The 16,953-nt window shown below is 64.2% G+C and carries 16 protein-coding genes; 13 read left to right on the plus strand and 3 right to left on the minus strand.

Translation table 11 applies throughout. The features are described 5' to 3' along the window. The first annotated feature begins 14 nt into the window (after positions 1-14). The gene (locus tag F8G81_RS03435; protein ID WP_267277634.1) at positions 15-1,493 is read left to right on the plus strand and encodes a sugar phosphate isomerase/epimerase family protein; all 1,479 of its coding nucleotides are present in this window, start codon (positions 15-17) and stop codon (positions 1,491-1,493) included. 55 nt (positions 1,494-1,548) lie between these two features. Here the strand turns inward: F8G81_RS03435 and F8G81_RS03440 are convergent, their stop codons facing one another. Beyond that, positions 1,549-2,493: a LysR family transcriptional regulator gene (locus tag F8G81_RS03440; protein ID WP_267277635.1), complete on the minus strand. Its 945-nt coding sequence runs from the start codon at positions 2,491-2,493 to the stop codon at positions 1,549-1,551. A 234-nt stretch (positions 2,494-2,727) separates the two neighbouring features. Between F8G81_RS03440 and F8G81_RS03445 the strand changes: the two genes are divergently transcribed. The 11 genes from F8G81_RS03445 (at position 2,728) to F8G81_RS03495 (ending at position 13,624) form a co-directional block, all read left to right on the plus strand. Then, positions 2,728-4,017 (plus strand): ABC transporter substrate-binding protein, encoded by a 1,290-nt coding sequence (locus F8G81_RS03445; protein ID WP_267277636.1) that lies wholly within the window; start codon positions 2,728-2,730, stop codon positions 4,015-4,017. A gap of 53 nt (positions 4,018-4,070) precedes the next feature. After that, positions 4,071-5,030: a carbohydrate ABC transporter permease gene (locus tag F8G81_RS03450; RefSeq protein WP_267277637.1), complete on the plus strand. Its 960-nt coding sequence runs from the start codon at positions 4,071-4,073 to the stop codon at positions 5,028-5,030. 2 nt (positions 5,031-5,032) lie between these two features. Further along, positions 5,033-5,869, plus strand: coding sequence for a carbohydrate ABC transporter permease (locus tag F8G81_RS03455; RefSeq protein ID WP_267277638.1), 837 nt, complete (start codon positions 5,033-5,035; stop codon positions 5,867-5,869). 134 nt (positions 5,870-6,003) lie between these two features. Continuing rightward, positions 6,004-6,780, plus strand: coding sequence for a TIM barrel protein (locus tag F8G81_RS03460; protein ID WP_267277639.1), 777 nt, complete (start codon positions 6,004-6,006; stop codon positions 6,778-6,780). Continuing rightward, entirely contained in the window at positions 6,777-8,336 is a 1,560-nt protein-coding gene (locus tag F8G81_RS03465; protein ID WP_267277640.1) for a GMC oxidoreductase, read from the plus strand. Before F8G81_RS03460 ends, F8G81_RS03465 begins: the two co-directional genes overlap by 4 nt. 100 nt (positions 8,337-8,436) lie before the next feature. Beyond that, positions 8,437-8,832: a C-glycoside deglycosidase beta subunit domain-containing protein gene (locus F8G81_RS03470; RefSeq protein WP_267277641.1), complete on the plus strand. Its 396-nt coding sequence runs from the start codon at positions 8,437-8,439 to the stop codon at positions 8,830-8,832. Continuing rightward, positions 8,829-9,932 carry a sugar phosphate isomerase/epimerase family protein gene (locus F8G81_RS03475; protein WP_267277642.1) on the plus strand — a complete coding sequence of 368 codons (1,104 nt, stop codon included), beginning with the start codon at positions 8,829-8,831 and terminating at the stop codon, positions 9,930-9,932. The genes F8G81_RS03470 and F8G81_RS03475 overlap by 4 nt, the downstream gene beginning before the upstream one ends. An 18-nt stretch (positions 9,933-9,950) precedes the next feature. Continuing rightward, positions 9,951-11,015 carry a sugar phosphate isomerase/epimerase family protein gene (locus F8G81_RS03480; protein ID WP_267277643.1) on the plus strand — a complete coding sequence of 355 codons (1,065 nt, stop codon included), beginning with the start codon at positions 9,951-9,953 and terminating at the stop codon, positions 11,013-11,015. 8 nt (positions 11,016-11,023) lie between these two features. Further along, entirely contained in the window at positions 11,024-11,422 is a 399-nt protein-coding gene (locus F8G81_RS03485; RefSeq protein ID WP_267277644.1) for a C-glycoside deglycosidase beta subunit domain-containing protein, read from the plus strand. Next, positions 11,419-12,606, plus strand: a complete 1,188-nt coding sequence (locus F8G81_RS03490; RefSeq protein WP_267277645.1) for a Gfo/Idh/MocA family protein — start codon at positions 11,419-11,421, stop codon at positions 12,604-12,606. The genes F8G81_RS03485 and F8G81_RS03490 overlap by 4 nt, the downstream gene beginning before the upstream one ends. A 13-nt stretch (positions 12,607-12,619) precedes the next feature. Continuing rightward, positions 12,620-13,624 (plus strand): sugar phosphate isomerase/epimerase family protein, encoded by a 1,005-nt coding sequence (locus F8G81_RS03495; protein WP_267277646.1) that lies wholly within the window; start codon positions 12,620-12,622, stop codon positions 13,622-13,624. A 525-nt stretch (positions 13,625-14,149) separates the two neighbouring features. Here the strand turns inward: F8G81_RS03495 and F8G81_RS03500 are convergent. Beyond that, positions 14,150-15,166 carry a restriction endonuclease subunit R gene (locus tag F8G81_RS03500; RefSeq protein WP_267277647.1) on the minus strand — a complete coding sequence of 339 codons (1,017 nt, stop codon included), beginning with the start codon at positions 15,164-15,166 and terminating at the stop codon, positions 14,150-14,152. Between the two features lie 68 nt (positions 15,167-15,234). On the opposite strand from F8G81_RS03500, the gene F8G81_RS03505 reads away from it, so the two are divergent. Then, positions 15,235-15,651, plus strand: a complete 417-nt coding sequence (locus F8G81_RS03505) for a C-glycoside deglycosidase beta subunit domain-containing protein (RefSeq protein ID WP_267277648.1) — start codon at positions 15,235-15,237, stop codon at positions 15,649-15,651. A gap of 32 nt (positions 15,652-15,683) precedes the next feature. Here F8G81_RS03505 and F8G81_RS03510 read toward each other — a convergent pair whose 3' ends face one another. Beyond that, positions 15,684-16,946: an ROK family protein gene (locus F8G81_RS03510; protein WP_267277649.1), complete on the minus strand. Its 1,263-nt coding sequence runs from the start codon at positions 16,944-16,946 to the stop codon at positions 15,684-15,686. Positions 16,947-16,953 lie beyond the last annotated feature (7 nt).

Below are 16,953 nucleotides of genomic sequence, written 5' to 3' on the forward strand. Positions count from 1 at the left end.
CAAAGAGAACAACCATGCCCAACGGACTTATTGACGAATCAAGCCTCCGCCCCCATCCGCAAGGCCTCGCGCTGGTACTGACGCTGCCGTGGTACCGCAGCCTGTGGCTCTCCTCGGTGTCCAGCCTCCGGCTGAGTATTGACGGCCAGGAGGTTCCTTCCGGGGACCTGTCACTGGAACTGGGCGGTGTCCGCTACGCGCTTGCCGACCTGCCGGCGCAAAGCGAGACTCTCTGGTACCTCCAGGAACATCCCCTGCTCATCGTCACAAGGGAGAGCCCGGCTTCCCTGGGCGAGCAGCACACCATCCAGCTCATAGGGGAGCTTCGACTGCCGTACATGCAGATCGCCCCGGGCCAGGACGGCGGCCCCGGCATGTACGTGCCCAACTTCGTGAACCAGACGCTGGAGCTGACCGTGACCGACAAGGCCGCGCCGGCTCCTGAACTGAAGACGGCGGCTACGCCGCCTCCGCCGAAGGCTGAGGATGATCCGTTCTCGCTGGGGCTCACGCTGTACTCTGCCAGCGCCGAATTCCGGGCCGGGTGGTATGACTTCGACGGCCTGCTTAATCGCGTGGCGGAGCTGGGAATAGGCCCCGGCATCGAGATCGTGGCGTCCCAGGTCCTGCCCACCTACCCCAACGTGACTGATGATTTTGCACGTTCCTGGCAGCAGGCCTTCGACAAGCACGGCTTCACCGCCAGTTCCTTTGGCGCCAATCTTGATATGGGCCGCCGCCGTGACCGCGACATGACTCCGGATGAGGAATACGGGTTCACGGAGACGCTGTTCCGGGGCGCCAAAAAGCTCGGTTTCCCGCTGGTCCGGATCCAGAGCGCGAAGCCGGAACTGCTTCGCCGGCTTCTTCCGCTGGCCGAGAACCTCGAACTCAAGCTTGCCTATGAGATCCACGCGCCGCTGGGGCCCAACTCCCCGGAGATCAGAAAGGTCCGCGACGTCTATGCGGAGCTTGATTCACCGCTGCTGGGCTTCGTGGCGGACTTCTCTTCCACCATGCACAGCATGTCACCCACCCTCCTGCGCGCTGTCCGCCGGGCGGGACTCGACGACGAAGCCGTCCTCAGGCTGCAGGCGATCTGGGCCACCGACGCCCCGATGCGGGCCCGGCAGGAAGAGTTCATCGGCTATCTCAAGGGACGCGGCTTTGATCCCGCCCGCCTCGGTTCCTTCGCCCACCTCGCCTTCAACATGCATGGCCACGTGAGCCCGGAGGAGTGGTCTGACATCATGCCGCAGATCATGCACGTCCACGCGAAGTTCTATGACATCGATGAGCACGGCAACGAGCCGGCAATCGACTACCCGGAACTGGTCCGCGTGTTCGTGGAAGGGGGCTACCGCGGCTACTGGTCCAGCGAGTGGGAGGGTCACGCCTTCGCTGAGCTGGGTGAAGTGGACCCGCTGCTGCTGGTTCGCAAGCAGCATGACCTCATCCGCAAGAGCACGCGGACGGCGCTCGCATCAGCCTGACGCTGTAGCCCCAATCCCCGATGCCCGTCCCTCATCAGGGCGGGTATCGGGGCATTTAAGGAGCTTCCGTGGCCGCGGCGGCTGCGACGATGCCAGCTGCGTCCTTGAAGAGGCCGCGCATCCATTCATGCTCGGAATCGCGGTTGTGTACTGGATGCCACCACAGGGCATTAACCAGCGGCGTGGCATCGAATGGGAGCGGCAGGATCCGCACTCCGCCCACACGCAGCGCAAACGGAACCAGCGCTGCCTGGATGAGGGCGATCCGGTTGGTCCCCACCACAAAATGCGGCAAGGACTGGAAACTTTCAACCACCACATCCACCCGAGGCTCAACGCCCAGCTGCATGATTTGGCGTTCCGCGGACGTTGAGGCTGAGCGGGTCTGATACGTCATGACCCACGGAAGTTCTGCGATGTTCTCCATGGTGATCTGCTCGCCGACGGCCTCGTTGGACGAAGAGACGACAGCGACCCACGCGTCCCGCCACAGGTCCAGGTAGGGGAGTCCGGACAGGAAGCCGTGGGGGATCACCATGCCGTCCACCGAGCGGAGGCGGTTGGCTGCATCTTCCACCACCATCGGATTGTGGAGCATAAACCGGAACCGGACACCCGGAGCACGTTCCGCCGCAAGCTCGGAAACTACCCGGCCAATAGTGGTGAACCCATAGTCCGAACCGTAGATGGAGAACTCGCGCTCGGATTCGGTGGGTTCCCACGTTGCCTGGCTCTCGAAGACGCGGCGGGCGGCTTCCAGCGCCGTGGTGGTGTGTTCCGCCAGCCGCAGGGCGAAGGGCGTGAGCTCATAGGCGTTGCCCCGGCGGGCCAGGATGGGATCCCCGAAGTGGGACCGGAGGCGCGCAAGCGAGGCGCTCAATGCCGGCTGGCTCAGGTGCAGGCGCTCGGCCGCCCTGGTCACGCTCCGCTCAGTGATGAGGGCGTCGAGCGATATCAACAGGTTGAGGTCAAGCCGGGAAAGCAGGACATTGTTTGTCACGGCGCGGCGTTTCTTTCGGCGGTGAACTACGTCTCATCAGTGTATCAGCGGCATCGATACATTTGCCGGTCCATATCAGAGGATTGGATGCCGGGAGCTTCCGCGGACCTCCGTGGAACTTATGTCTGGTATACGCATTACTTATGTGCTTTTTCTGCACATCTCCTGCATACTAGTGAGTGACCGGGGTCACGGCTCCCGGATATTTCGACAACGAAGTCAGAAAGGCTGGACATGTCACAGCACAGTCGCTATTCGGGCCTGAAGGCCGGCGCCCTCGCCGTCCCCACCATTGCAGCCCTCGTCCTCACCGGCTGCTCGGCCCCCACCGGCAGCACCTCCTCCGGAGGCTCGCAGGAATTTTCCCTGTCATTTGCCACTTCCAACACCATCGAGAGCCCCTTCCAGGTCCTGGGTGAGAAGTACATGGAAGCGAACCCGAACGTAAAAATCACGTTCAACCCCCAGCCCAACGACTCCTACGACCAGACCCTGCGGACCCAGCTCCAGGCCGGCAACGCCTCTGACGTCGTAGTGACCTCGCCCGGTTCGGGCACCGGACGCAGCATCCTGCCGCTCGTTCAGGCAGGCTTTTTGGAGCCGCTGGACGATGCCGCCAAGGAACTGCTTCCTGAAGGCAGCGAAGCCCTCTTTGGAACTGACGGCAAAGTCTACGGCCAGGCCCCCGAGATCACTGTGGTTGGCCTGGTAGCCAACGAGACTGCCGCAAAAGCGGCCGGCATATCAGAGTTCCCGGCAGACTTCTCCGCCCTTGAGGAGCAGTGCAAGAAGCTTGCATCCTCCGGCAAGTCGTTCATCGCGCTGGCCGGGTCCGCTGCTCCCAACACAGGTTTGATGGCGATGTCCCTCGCAGCCTCGCGGGTATATGCCGAGGACCCGAAGTGGAATGAAAAGCGGGCTGCCAAGGAAACCACCTTCGCTGACTCCGACGGCTGGAAGTCATCGCTCGAGGCGGTGGTCACACTGAACGAGGCCGGCTGCTTCCAGAAAGGCGCCGCAGGTGCCGGCTTTGACGCCATCACCAAGGGCCTCGCCAGTGGAACGTCGGTTGCCGGCTTTATCCCGGGTCCCAGCTGGAAGCAGCTGAAGTCCGCCGCTGCAGACTCCGAGTTCAATGTCCGCGCACTCCCGGCCGAAGGCTCGGGCCAAAGCTTCGTCTACGCCAGCGCCAACTACGCGTTCTCCATCAACGCCGCGTCCAAGAACAAGGATGCTGCCAAGGCGTTCCTGGACTGGGCCGCTGAGCCTGAGCAGACCAAGGCCTTCGCGGAAATCGATGGCGCACTGCCGGTCACCGGCCTGGACAGCTACGACTTCGACGCAGGTGCGTACAAGAACGTCGGCGGGCTCATCAAGGACGGAAAGTACGGTCCTCTGCCGAACAGCCAGTGGCCCAACTCCGCCGTGTATGACGCACTCGCCACCGGCGTCCAGGGCCTTATCACCGGCCAGAAAAACCCTGACCAGGTCCTGCAGGCCATGGACGCAGCCTGGGGCCAGTGACCGTTTCACATCACCCAGGTTCCGACGACTCAAAGGGACAAACAAGGATTACCATGACTGCGACGATGCAACCCAAAAGCGAAGCAGCTGAAGTGCCCCGGCGAGGCAGGCGCACTCCGGGGGCGGGCCAAGAGACCCGCCCCCGGGGCAGGGGCCTGCAGTTTGGACACTGGTGGTGGGCACTGCCCGGGATCACCCTTGTCATTGCCATCCACTACGTGGCAACGGGTATTGGCGGCTTCTTCGCCTTCACTAACTGGACCGGCATCGGGGCGTTCGAAGTCACAGGCTGGCAGAACTTCGAAGCCATCTTCAAGGACCCCACCAAGCTCGGTGCCCTCTCCAACACGCTCTTCCTCGCCTTCGGATCCGTCTTTCTCGGCAACGTTGCCGGGCTGATCATCGCCCTCGGACTGAACCGGGTCCTGAAGACGCGCTACATCCTCCGGACCCTCTTCTTTATGCCCGTGGTGCTCAGCCCCCTGGCCACGGCCTACATCTGGAAGTACATTTTCGACTTTGACGGCCCCATCAACGCCTTCCTCATGTCGATCGGCGCCGAGGACCTCGCAAAGCCCTGGCTCGCAGACCCGCAGTGGGCGATCTGGACAGTGCTCGTGGTACTGGTCTGGGGCTCTACCGGCTTTGCCATGGTGATCTTTATGGCCGGGCTTGCCGGCGTCCCGGTGGAAGTCGAGGAGGCCGCCGCGATCGACGGCGCCAACCTGTGGCAGCGCTTCCGGAACGTCACGCTGCCGGCCATTCGCCCCGCCGTCGCTATTGCCACCACCCTCGGGATCGTCCAGGGCCTGCGGGTCTTCGACCCCATCATGGCCCTGACCGGTGGCGGACCCGCCGGGGCAACCGAGACGCTGGCCACCCAGGTCTACAAGCAGGCATTCGCGCTCGGCAACTTTGGCGGCGGCGCCGCCTTGGCCCTGGTGCTCGCCGTCATCATCCTGTTCTTCGCCGTAATCCAGCAGCGGCTGACGCGATCGAACCCTGAGGACTAACCATGTTCCGTTACACCAAACTCACCCTGCTCCGCGAAGTTGGCCTCTGGGCGCTGGCGCTGATCTTCCTCGCCCCGTTCTACTTCCTGGTGACCACCGCCCTGAAGCCGGACAGTGAGATGTACACAACGTCACCCTTGGCCGTGCCGAAAAGCCCGGACTTCAGTAACTTCGTCGATGTCCTGACGGCCACCGGCAACTCCAACGTCGTTATGGGACTCGTGAACAGTGTCATCATCACTACGGGCAGCATCATCGGCCTGATCGCACTGGGCTCGATCACCGGCTACGTGATCTCACGCAGCACGCGCCGCTGGAGCAAGGGTGCATATTACCTGTTCCTGATCGCCATCATCCTCCCGGGCCAGCTCGGCGCAGTACCCCTGTACATGGGTGCACGCGCAATGGGCCTGACGGGCTCGGCGTGGGGCCTGATCGTCCTGTACACAGGGATGCTCCTGCCGCTGTCGATCTTCCTCTACGCCAACTTCTTCCGCGGGCTTGGAACCGACTATGAGGAAGCAGCCACCATCGACGGTGCCAGCAAGACCCAGATCTTCTCCAAGGTGGTGCTGCCCATGATGGCCCCCGCTACGGGAACGGTCACCATTTTCGCCGGGCTCATCGTGTGGAACGACTTCTTCACCTCGCTGATCTTCCTCGGCGGCTCCGCCAACCAGACACTGCCGGTGGCCATGTACTACTACATCGGCTCCCTGGTCTCGCAGTGGAACTCGATCTTCGCCATCGTGATCGTGTCCATGATTCCCATCCTGGCGCTGTTCCTGTTTGCGCAGAAGCGCTTCATCCAGGGCTTCTCCGGCGGCCTGAAAGGCTGACCACTCGTTTGACCACCGCGCAGCGATCAACGCTTCGCGGCGATGTTCCACACCCAAAAACGGGTCCACACCCAAATACGGGTGCATCGCCTGCCCAAGTTTTAGCTGAACACCTCACCTTCCAGGAGACACCCATGTACCAACTTGCACCCAACATCGACCTTTTGTTCGCAGAAGCCGGCGGCAGCGCCGCAGACCGTGTCCGTGCTGCTGCCGCTGCCGGATTCGACGCGGTGGAAATGTGGGGCCCCACGGGGAAGGACATTTCCGCGCTCAAGGGCGCCCTCGAGGAGACGGGTGTGCAGCTCACCGTCCAGTTGGCGGAGCCGCGGATGCAGTTCATGATCCCGCCCAAGGACCACGCGCCGTTCTATACAGGACTTGATGCCGGCGTCGAGGTGGCGCAGCAGCTGGGTTGCCCGCGGATCGTGGTGGGCAGCGGCACCGGCTTCGGCGGCCGTAAGCGGCAGGACCAGCTGGATGAACTGATTGAGATCTTCACCAAAGGCACAGCCCACATTGAAGGTTCCGGCATCACCCTGGTCCTCGAACCGGTGAACACCAGGGTGGACCACCCCGGTGCCCTGCTGGACCGCACCTCCGAAGCCGTCTACATCGCCAGGGGCGTCAACTCACCGAACTTCGGCGTCCTCTACGACCTCTACCACTCCACCGTCGAAGGCGAGGACGTCGTCGCTGAACTGGCCAATGCCGGTGACCTCATCAAGTACGTACAGATTGCCGACGCCCCAGGACGCGGCGAACCCGGCTCGGGTTCCATCGACTGGCCTGCCCGGCTCGGTGACCTGCGGAACAGCGGCTACACAGGCCCCATCGGGCTTGAGTACTACCCGACCATTGACTCGGCAAAGTCCGTCCGCCGCATCCAGGAACTGGTGGCCGGGCGGTGAGCGGTCACCGGTACCCGGCGGCAGTCGACGTCGCCATCGTTGGCAGCGGCCCCACGGCATCGGCGTACGCGCGGATCCTGAGCGAGGAAGCGCCCGGGGCCACTATCGCCATGTTTGAAGTCGGCCCCACGGTGAGCAATCCGCCCGGGGCGCACGTCAAGAACATCGAGGATCCTGAATCCCGCAGCGTCGCGCAGCGCGCTTCGGAAGGCCCCGGCGCCGGTGCCGAAACGGTGAGCTCACCCGGCGCCGTCAAAAGCGGGGAGCGCCGGGCCAGGGCCGGAACCTATTTGCTGCAGGATGGTTACGCCTTCCCGGGCGAGGACGGCATGCCCGTCGCGGCCATGTCCAGCAATGTGGGCGGCATGGCGGCACACTGGACCGCCGCCTGCCCACACCCGGGTGGAAAGGAGCGCATTCCGTTCCTGCCGGACCTGGAAGATCTCCTTTACGACGCCGACCGCCTCCTGGGTGTGACCACCCATGCCTTCGACGGCGCACCTTTCTCGGACCTCGTCATCAGGCGCCTCGCAGCGGTGGTGGACCAAGGCCGGAAGGCGGCGTACCGGGTCCAGCCGATGCCGCTTGCTGTGCACCGGCGGGAGGACGGCGGCCTCGTGTGGTCAGGCTCTGACGTCGTGATGGGTAACGTCACCCGGGAGAACCCGCAGTTCGAACTTTTTGATGAGTCGCTGGTGACCCGTGTGCTCGTGGAGGACGGCGCTGCTTCCGGCGTCGAAGTCCAGGACCGCCGCAGCGGCGAAACCCATCGGGTGGCTGCCCGTTATGTTGTGGTGGGTGGGGATGCGCTGCGCACGCCGCAGCTGCTGTGGGCTTCCGGGATCAGGCCCGACGCCCTGGGCCGCTACCTCAACGACCAGGCGCAGGTGGTGTTCGCGAGCAGGCTGCGCGATGTCACGGCTCCGCCGGCCCCGGCAGCCGCCAATGGTGCGCTCAGCGAGCAGAGCGGGGTTGCCTGGGTTCCCTACACTGACGAAGCTCCTTTCCACGGCCAGATCATGCAGCTGGACGCCTCTCCTGTTCCGCTGGCCGAGGATGACCCCGTTGTGCCGGGATCGATCGTGGGGCTTGGCCTGTTCTGCGCCAAGGACCTGCAGCGCGAGGACCGGGTGGCATTCGACGACGACGCACACGACTCCTACGGAATGCCCGCCATGCGCATCCACTACCGCCTCACCGGGCGGGACCACGAGGTACTGGACCGCGCCAGGCAGGAGATTGTCCGTCTGGGCAGGGCAGTCGGCGAACCACTCGACGAGCGTCCGTTTGTCATGCCGCCCGGAGCGTCGCTGCACTACCAGGGCACAACACGCATGGGCGAGACGGACGACGGCGAGAGCGTCTGTTCTCCCGACAGCCAGGTCTGGCAGGTTCCCGGCCTCTTCGTGGCCGGCAACGGCGTCATTCCCACCGCGACGGCGTGCAATCCCACGCTGACGGCCGTTGCCCTCGCCGTGTGTGGGGCGCGGAAAATCTCGGAACAACTCAACAGCGCTTTACTTATGTCTGAATCAGACAATAGAATGACTAAATAAAGAAGAAGTGGCGCGCAAAGCCCCTTTCGTTCAATCCCAGGCATTTCATTCACAGGCACGTCCTTCACAGGCAAGGCACGCCGCAGACAAGGAGGTCTCGATGATCGCCGACCGCATTATCGAGCAAGGAACACTCACCACGGAGGGCGGCCGAACCGCCGTCGAAGTCCGCATCCCCTGGTACCGGGCCCTTCCGGGCTCGTGCATCGCCGGCGCAGCACTGACAGTTGACGGTGTTGCCGCTCCCGAGGACACCCTGCGCTGGACCATGAACAACCGGACGTTCCGGTTTGAAGAACTCGTGGACGAGACCGGTGAGTGGTGGTTCCCGCTGGACTCGGCAGTCCTTTCCGGCGACGTTCCCGTCCAGGATGACCAGGCAGAGCACGAGGTCCGCGTGGACCTGAAGCTCTATATTCCGTACATCATCACCGACCACGGCGTGCTGCACATCGAAGAGCACGACACCAAGACCATGAAGGTGGCACAGCGATGACCAGCCTCGGCACGCCGATCCAGGGCGTCACCCTTTACAGCTTCACCCGCGCCTTCCACGCCCGGCAGTATGACCTCGACGGCTTGATCCGCAAGGTAGCGGCCGAGGGCTTCGGCCCGGGGCTCGAGGTGATTGGATTCTCCAGCCTCCGCGGCTTCCCTGACCGCGTCGACGACACCTTCGTGGGGAAGTTCCGCGACCTGGTGGCAGAGGTTGGCCTGGTCCCCACCTCCCTCGCAGTCAACGTTGACACCGGCATCCGCCGCGACCGGCTCATGAACCACGACGAGCTGGTCGAATACATGCGCAAGCAGATCGAAGTGGCCGCCCGGCTCGGATTCCCGATCGCCCGGGTACAGATCTCACTGACTCCCGACGCCATGGAAAGCCTGCTGCCCGTAGCCGAAAAGTACGGCGTCACCCTGGCACTGGAAGTCCACGCGGACCAGCACGGCGCGCACGAACGCGTCCTGGCCCTGCGTGACCGCTACGAAAAGCTCGACTCCCCACTGCTGGGGTTCACCGCCGACTGGGGCGCCACCGTCACCGGCTTTGCCCCCTCGCTGCTGGAGGCATACCGCCGTCGTGGCGCTTCGGAGGAACTGCTCCGCCAGGTGGTGGAGCTGTGGAACGGTTTCTACGCCGAAGGGCCGCCGAACACGCAGAAGGTCCACGGTGAGCGCTTCGGTGCCTTCATAGGCCTGGCAGCACGCAACGGCCGGCCGGACCTTGGTATCGACTTCGGCATCAACGGAACGGGGCTGTTTGGTCCCGCGCCGCTGGACACCTGGCTGGAGATCATGCCGTGGGTCCGCCATGTTCACGGCAAGTTCTTCGGCATCGACGAAAACGGTGAAGAGCCCTCGGTGCCTGTACGTGACCTGGTCCGCCAACTCGTTGAAAACGGCTACTCCGGAGCGATCTCCAGCGAATACGAAGGCTGGCATTGGAACAACTGGCAGGACCCGTTTGAGATCATCCGCGGGGAGCAGGCCATCCAGCGTTCTGCCGCCGCCGACGCCGGCTCCGCCATGATCACCGATGCCGCCGAGGCCCGCCGCATCCTCAACAACCACCTCGCCCAGCCCGTCCGCGGCTGAAACGAAAAGGAACACGACATGTCAGAAGGCATCGCAGGCTCGGGCATCGAGCTTGGCATTACCCTCTATTCACTCACCTCCGAGTTCGCCGCCGGAGTCTACACCCCGGAGACCCTGATCAAGGCCGTCGCCGACGAAGGCCTCGGCCCCGGCGTCGAGTTCAACATCGCCCAGATGCTGCGCACGTACCCGGACGTGGACGAGGACTTCGTCCGCCTGTGGCGGGACAGCATGGACCGCTATGGCCTGACGCCCAGCGCCGTGGGCACCAACCTGGACATGGGCCGCCGCAAGGACCGGGACATGACCCCCGACGAGGAATACGACTTCTTCGCCAGGCAGCTGAAGACGGCGAACACGCTCGGCTTCAACAAGATCGTGATCCGGTCCGCCGGCAAGGAACTGCTCCGCCGGCTCCTGCCCCTTGCCGAAAAGTACGACCAGAAACTCGGCTACGAAATCCATGCCCCGCAGGGCCCGAACGATCCCAAGATCCTGCAGATCCGCGAAATGTACGAGGAACTGGGCAGCGACCGGCTGGGCTTCACGGCAGACTTCAGCTCCACGATGCACAGCCTGTCGCCCACGTTGTTCCGCACCCTGACCCAGATGGGACTGCCCGAGGAACACTTTGCCGTGATGCAGGACATCTGGCGCAAGCCCCTGCCCATGCAGGAGCGCAACCAGGAGTTCGAGGACTACCTGCGGGAGAACAACTTCGACCCCGCACGCCTGGGCCCGTTCACCCGGCTCGCTTTCAACATGCACGGCCTGGTCCCGCCGGAGGAATGGCTGGACATCATGCCCCAGATGTTCCACGTCCACGCAAAGTTCTACGACATCGACGAGAACGGCAACGAGCCCGCCATGGACATCCCGCGCATCGTGCGGCAGTTCGTCAAGGGCGGCTACACAGGATTCCTCTCCAGCGAATGGGAAGGCCATGCCTTCGCCGACCTGGGCGAGTCCGATCCCATCGACCTGGTCAAGAAGCAGCACTCCCTGATGCGGCGTGCCATCGAAGAGGCTGTTGAACCCGCAGCGAACGTTTCCCACCCGACCTTCGTCGAGTCAGCTCAGTAAGGAAAGCCATGGCAACTCACAACTCCCTGTTCCAGGACACCGACGTCCGCAGGCACCCCGAGGGCATTGCCGTATCCGTGCAACTGCCCTGGTACCGCAGTCTCTGGCTCTCTGCTGTTGACGACGTCGCCGCCACCGTCAACGGCGTGGAGATCCCCAAGGAAGCCCTCCGCTTCGAGCTGCAGGGCACGTCCTATTCCGTTGCCGAACTTCCCGAGCAATGGGAAACCCTGTGGTTCGTCGCGGACAAGCCCGACGTGATCATTCCACTGGACCGCGTCCCCGACGCCGGTGAGGAAATCGACGTCGAGGTCATCCTCACCCTCCGCCTGCTGTACATGCAGATCGCACCCATGCGCTATGTGGGCAACCGCGTCGCTGTTGAACGCAAAGTGGTGCTTGCATGAAAACCCTTCGCGTGGCCATGATCGGTTACGGCTTCATGGGGGCCGCGCACTCGCAGGGCTGGCGCACGGCACCGCGTGTGTTCGACCTGCGCGCCGAGCCGGAAATGACGATCGTCGTCGGCCGGAACACCGAAGCGGTGGCCGCCGCCGCCCACAAGTGGGGCTGGGCGGAGACAGCCACGGACTGGCGTAAGGTGATCGCACGGGACGATATCGACGTCGTCGACATTGTCACCCCCGGTGACTCCCACGCAGAGATCGCGATCGCGGCGCTGGAAGCGGGCAAGCACGTCCTGTGTGAAAAGCCGCTGGCCAACACCGTGGCCGAGGCCGAAGCCATGGCCGAAGCGGCCGAGCGGGCCTCAGTACAGGGAATCCGGGCCATGGTGGGTTTCACCTACCGCCGGGTTCCGGCTGTCACCTTCCTGCGCAACCTGATCGCCGAAGGTGCCGTGGGGACGATCAACCAGGTGCGTGCCTCCTACCGGCAGGACTGGCTCGTGGACCCGGAGATGCCGCTGGCATGGCGCCTGCAGAAGGAGCACGCCGGTTCCGGCGCGCTGGGGGACATCGGCGCCCATGCCATCGACCTCGCCCAGTTCGTGACAGGGCTGAACCTGGAGAAGGTGTCCGGCGTCATCGACACCATCGTTAAGGAGCGCCCCCTTCTGGATTACGGTTCAGGTCTCTCCGGCACTGCCGGAGCCGGCAAGGGCCAGGTGACCGTGGACGATATTGCCATCTTCACGGGCCGCTTCGAATCGGGCGCGCTGGCGTCGTTTGAGGCTTCGCGCTTTGCCACCGGACGGAAGAACGCACTGCAGATCGAGGTTTCGGGGGACAAGGGCGCCCTGGCGTTCGACCTGGAGGACCTCAACAGCGTCCAGTTCTACGACCGCACCGTACCCGCTGACCGGCAGGGCTTCCGAAAAATCCTGGTCACCGAAGCGGAACACCCCTACGTCTCGGCATGGTGGCCCGCCGGCCACATGCTCGGCTACGAGCACGGGTTCTCCCACCAGGTCAAGGACCTCGTGGAAGGTATCGCGGGCGGCACTGATCCGCATTCGACCTTCGCGGAGGGGCTCGGGGTGCAGCGTGTGCTCGACGCCGTCGAGCGCAGTTCCAACAATGATTCCGCCTGGACGCGCGTCGCCGCCGACGTCACTGTCCAGACCAGGTAGGGAGGGGAAGTACATGGCACGACCTGTTACGTTGTTCACCGGCCAGTGGGCCGACCTGCCGTTCGAGGAGGTGGCCCGTCTCGCCGGCGAGTGGGGCTACGACGGGCTCGAAATCGCCTGCTGGGGTGACCACCTGGATCCCTGGCGCTGGGACGACGACGCCTACGTCCAGGGCAAGCTGGACATCCTTGAACGCCACGGCCTCAAGGTGTGGACCATCGCCAACCACCTCAAGGGCCAGGCCGTCTGCGATGATCCCATCGACGAACGGCACCGCGGCATCCTGCCGGATGCTGTATGGGGCGACGGCGACCCTGAGGGTGTCCGGCGGCGCGCCGCCGAGGAAATGAAAAACACGGCGCGGCTCGCCGCCAAGCTGGGCGTGAAGACGGTGACCGGGTTTACGGGTTCGTCCATCTGGAAGTACGTGGCGATGTTCCCGCCTGCCTCCGAAAAGATGGTCGACGCCGGATACCAGGATTTTGCGGACCGCTGGAACCCCATCCTCGACGTCTTTGATGAGGTGGGCGTCCGGTTCGCGCACGAGGTGCACCCGTCCGAGATCGCCTACGACTACTGGACAACGCACCGCGCCCTGGAAGCGATCGGGCACCGCGAGGCCTTCGGGCTGAACTGGGACCCGAGCCACATGGTGTGGCAGGACATCGACCCTGTGGGATTCCTCTGGGACTTCAAGGACCGGATCTACCACGTGCACTGCAAGGATACGAAGAAGCGCCTGTCCAACGGCCGCAACGGCCGGTTGTCCTCGCACCTGGCCTGGGCTGATCCGCGCCGCGGATGGGACTTCATTTCCACTGGCCACGGCGACGTGCCCTGGGAGGATGCGTTCCGGATGCTGAATTCCATCGGCTACCGCGGCCCGCTTTCCGTGGAGTGGGAGGACGCCGGCATGGACCGCCTGGCCGGTGCCCCCGAGGCGCTGGCGTTCGTGCGCAAGCTCTCCGGCTATGAACCCTCCGCCACGGCTTTTGACGCCGCTTTCAGCACGAAATAGCACCGCATAACACCGATAAATCAGCACAAACCAGACGGCCGGTCCCGAAACTCGGGGCCGGCCTCGTTGTTTTGCCCGTCACGTCCGCCTCCGGCTCGGGAAACCCTCTCTCACTTCCTGCAGCAATTTGGGGAACCCTCTCTCACTTACCCCAATAAATTGGGGAACCCTCTCTCACCTGTCACCCCGGCGGGGGCATCACGTGTCGGAGAATCCTGGCTGGATGTACGACGGCGTCACGTCAGGCAGCCTTTTGGCTCATCGTAGGTGCCGCTCACCGCCAAACCGGGACGCCGCCGTCGTTCGCTTCTCAAAAGCGAGCACTGCGTGACGCCCTGCCAGCCCGGGAACCCTCCATCACGTTTGGGGTTTGCCGGGAGATGCCGCACGCACCGATGGAGCGTTGTGCCAAAAGCTGCAAGAAGTGAGAGAGCGTCGCGGGAAAAGCTGCAGGAAGTGAGAGAGCGTCGCGGGAAAAGCTGCAGGAAGTGAGAGAGCGTTTCCTCAGCCAGAAGATCGGGTTCGTCAGCCACCGATTCCCTGGGCCACCGGCGCTGCCTGCACGAGGGATGCCTTCGCCAGGGCCAGGTGCCTCCGCGTCATCTGCGTGGGGTCGTCCTGCAGCCATTCGTGGCCGCCCCACTCGCTGGTGAGCGTGCCCGTGAAACCGTTCCTGCCCAGAAGGCCGCCGAGATCCCGCAGCGGCTGCGAAACCCGGCCGCCGTCGTCGTCCAGGTCCCAGAACTTCAGGTGGAAGGCGCCCACCAGCGGGAGGATGCCTTGCAGGTCTGCGGTGTCGCTCCGGCCGAAGCGGATAAGCAGGTTCATAAAGAGCGTGTGGATGTCCGGCGGAACCTGCCCGGAGCGGAGCAGAGCTGTGACGGCGTCCAGCGTGGCGGGGTCCCGCCAGTCCTTCTCCAGGCGGTGCAGAAGTTCAACGGACAGGCCTCCACGCCGCAGTTCTTCCAGATACGTCACCGGGAGGGCAGGCATCAGCATGCTGATATCCACCAGAACCCGCACCTGATCATCTGCAAGCCCGGCTATCGCATCCAGGGCAGGTTGGACGGCAGGGTTGCTGGGAGCCTGCTGCCCTTGGATCTCCTCGTACAGGATCAGATCGAGCTCGTGGAGCAGGGGCTGTACCAGAGTGAGGAGTTCGGTGCCTGCCTGTCCGATCGGGAGCCGGACGCCGCTGGCTCCGACGCGGTGCGCAGCGCGGAGTTGGGGGACCAGGAAGTCAAGGCGCTCCTGCAGGGCGCGCCGGTTGGTTGCAGACGTGAAATCGTCGAGGCTGGCGCCGACGATGCTGACACTTCCGCCCTTTGCGGCAAGGGAGTGCCTCAGTTCGTCCACCTCGGCGTCCTGGGGGGCCGGGAAGGACCGCCACAGCAGTCCGGGTTCGAGCTCGATTGTCTTCACTACCGAATCCGCGATGCCAGCCACGATCTCGTGGGCGGTTCGGCGGGCGGCGGTGATCTCGGGGGTCCAGTTGAAGGAGCTGGCGCACAAAGTCCAGCCGTGGGGGATTGCGAGGGCCATTGGGCACCTTCCCATTTATGCCTGTTAATGACAAACTTATGTCACTTTTAGGATAAAGGATGAAAACCATGTTGCAAACTGCTTTGCGCGAAGATGCGCTGACAGCCACGCCGGAAGGCTTCGAACTTCGAATCGGCCTGCCGTGGATCCGGTCCATGCCCCTGTCGAGCGTCCTTGAACTCACGGTGGAGATCGACGGCGTCGCGGTGGAGGCGGGCGAGTTGGCAGTGGTGCTGGGTCCCAGGCAGGTGTCGGCACAAGAGCTGGAGGGGGAGGCCAGTTGGTGGTTCGTGCAGGACAGGCTGGTCCTGGCCGGCCTGCGGAAACTTCATGGCGGAACTCACCGCATCGCCGTCGATTTCCAGCTGCTGGTGCCCTACCTGCAGGCGCGACCCGGCTCTCCGTTGGTCCTGCCGTTCCACATGGAGGCCGGGCTGGAGCTGGATCATGCCCGCGTGCCAAGTGTTTCCCGCGACGTGGCCTGAGGAAGAACCTCCGGCCACGGCGGACTGAAATCCTAGGCCGAAACTGCGACCCGTTCCGGTGACGGCCTGCCGTCGGCAAACCAGCGCGGGAAAGTGATATCGAACAGCTGCTCCCGGGCCAGTTCGGCTCCACCACGCAGCGGTTCGCGCGTGTCATTGACGGAGAGGGTGATGGTGAGGTCGCGGGTGGCGAGCGGCAGCGACAGTTCATAGACGCGCTGGCGGACCTCAGCCAGGAAGACCTCACCGGCGGAACCCATGGCGCCGCCAATGACAATGACTCCGGGATTGAACATATTCACCAGTGCGGAGATGGTCTCGCCCGCCACCCGCGCCGACTTCTGGACCAGCGTGATGGCCAGCGGGTCGCCGGCCTGCGCGGCGAGGGTAATCTCCTCGAGGGTCAACGTCCCCTTCTTGGCTCGCGCTGCCAATGAGCTGTTCGCACCGCCCCTGATGGCCTCTTCGGCATCCCGCACCAGGGCCCAGCCGCCTGCCACCGCTTCCAGGCAGCCGATCTTTCCGCAGCGGCACTGGACATCGGAGTCCGAGACGCGGACGTGGCCGATGTCGCCGGCAGCGCCGTTGGCACCCCGGTGGATCCGGCCCTGGGACAGCAGGCCGGCGCCGATTCCTGAACCGATCTTGCAGTAGATGAGGTCCGCAAGGGAGTCGCGGCGGCGTGCCCGCTCTCCGAGGGCAAGCAGGTTGACGTCGTTATCCACCCAGACCGGCGCATTGAAGCGCTCCTCAAACGGTGTGCGGACATCGAACCCGTTCCACCCGGGCATGATCGGAGGCGCCACCGGCTGTCCCGAGGCAAAGTCCACTGGGCCCGGAAGTCCTACAACGACGCCCCACACCGGGACGTCGGGGTGTTTCTTGAGCATGTCGTCGACGAGGGCCGTCACCATGTCGAGGGTCTTTTCCGGACCCTGGGCGATATCCCAGGGGCGGTGCGCATGGTCCAGGACGTCGCCGTCGAGCGCGGTGAAGCCGACGTGCACATGGGCGGCCCCGAGCGCGCAGATGATGATCCGTCCCTGCTCGGCGCGAAAACGGAGCGTCCGCGGTGCACGTCCGCCGGACGAGGCGCCGAACTCACCGTCCCCCAGGAATCCGATCTGAATGGCCTGGTCCACGCGCTGGCTGACAACGCCCCTGCCCAGGCCGGTAACCTTACCGATTTCGGGGCGGGTGGTTGCCTCGCCTGTTCGCACGAGGTTGACGATCCTGAGGAGGCTCGTCACTTCATCCGTCTGGGCCGCAAAGCGGAGGGTGGACTCTGTCGTCATGGTTAAC

It is taken from the genome of Arthrobacter sp. CDRTa11, assembly GCF_026427775.1.
In the GTDB taxonomy this organism is placed as follows: Bacteria; Actinomycetota; Actinomycetes; order Actinomycetales; family Micrococcaceae; genus Arthrobacter.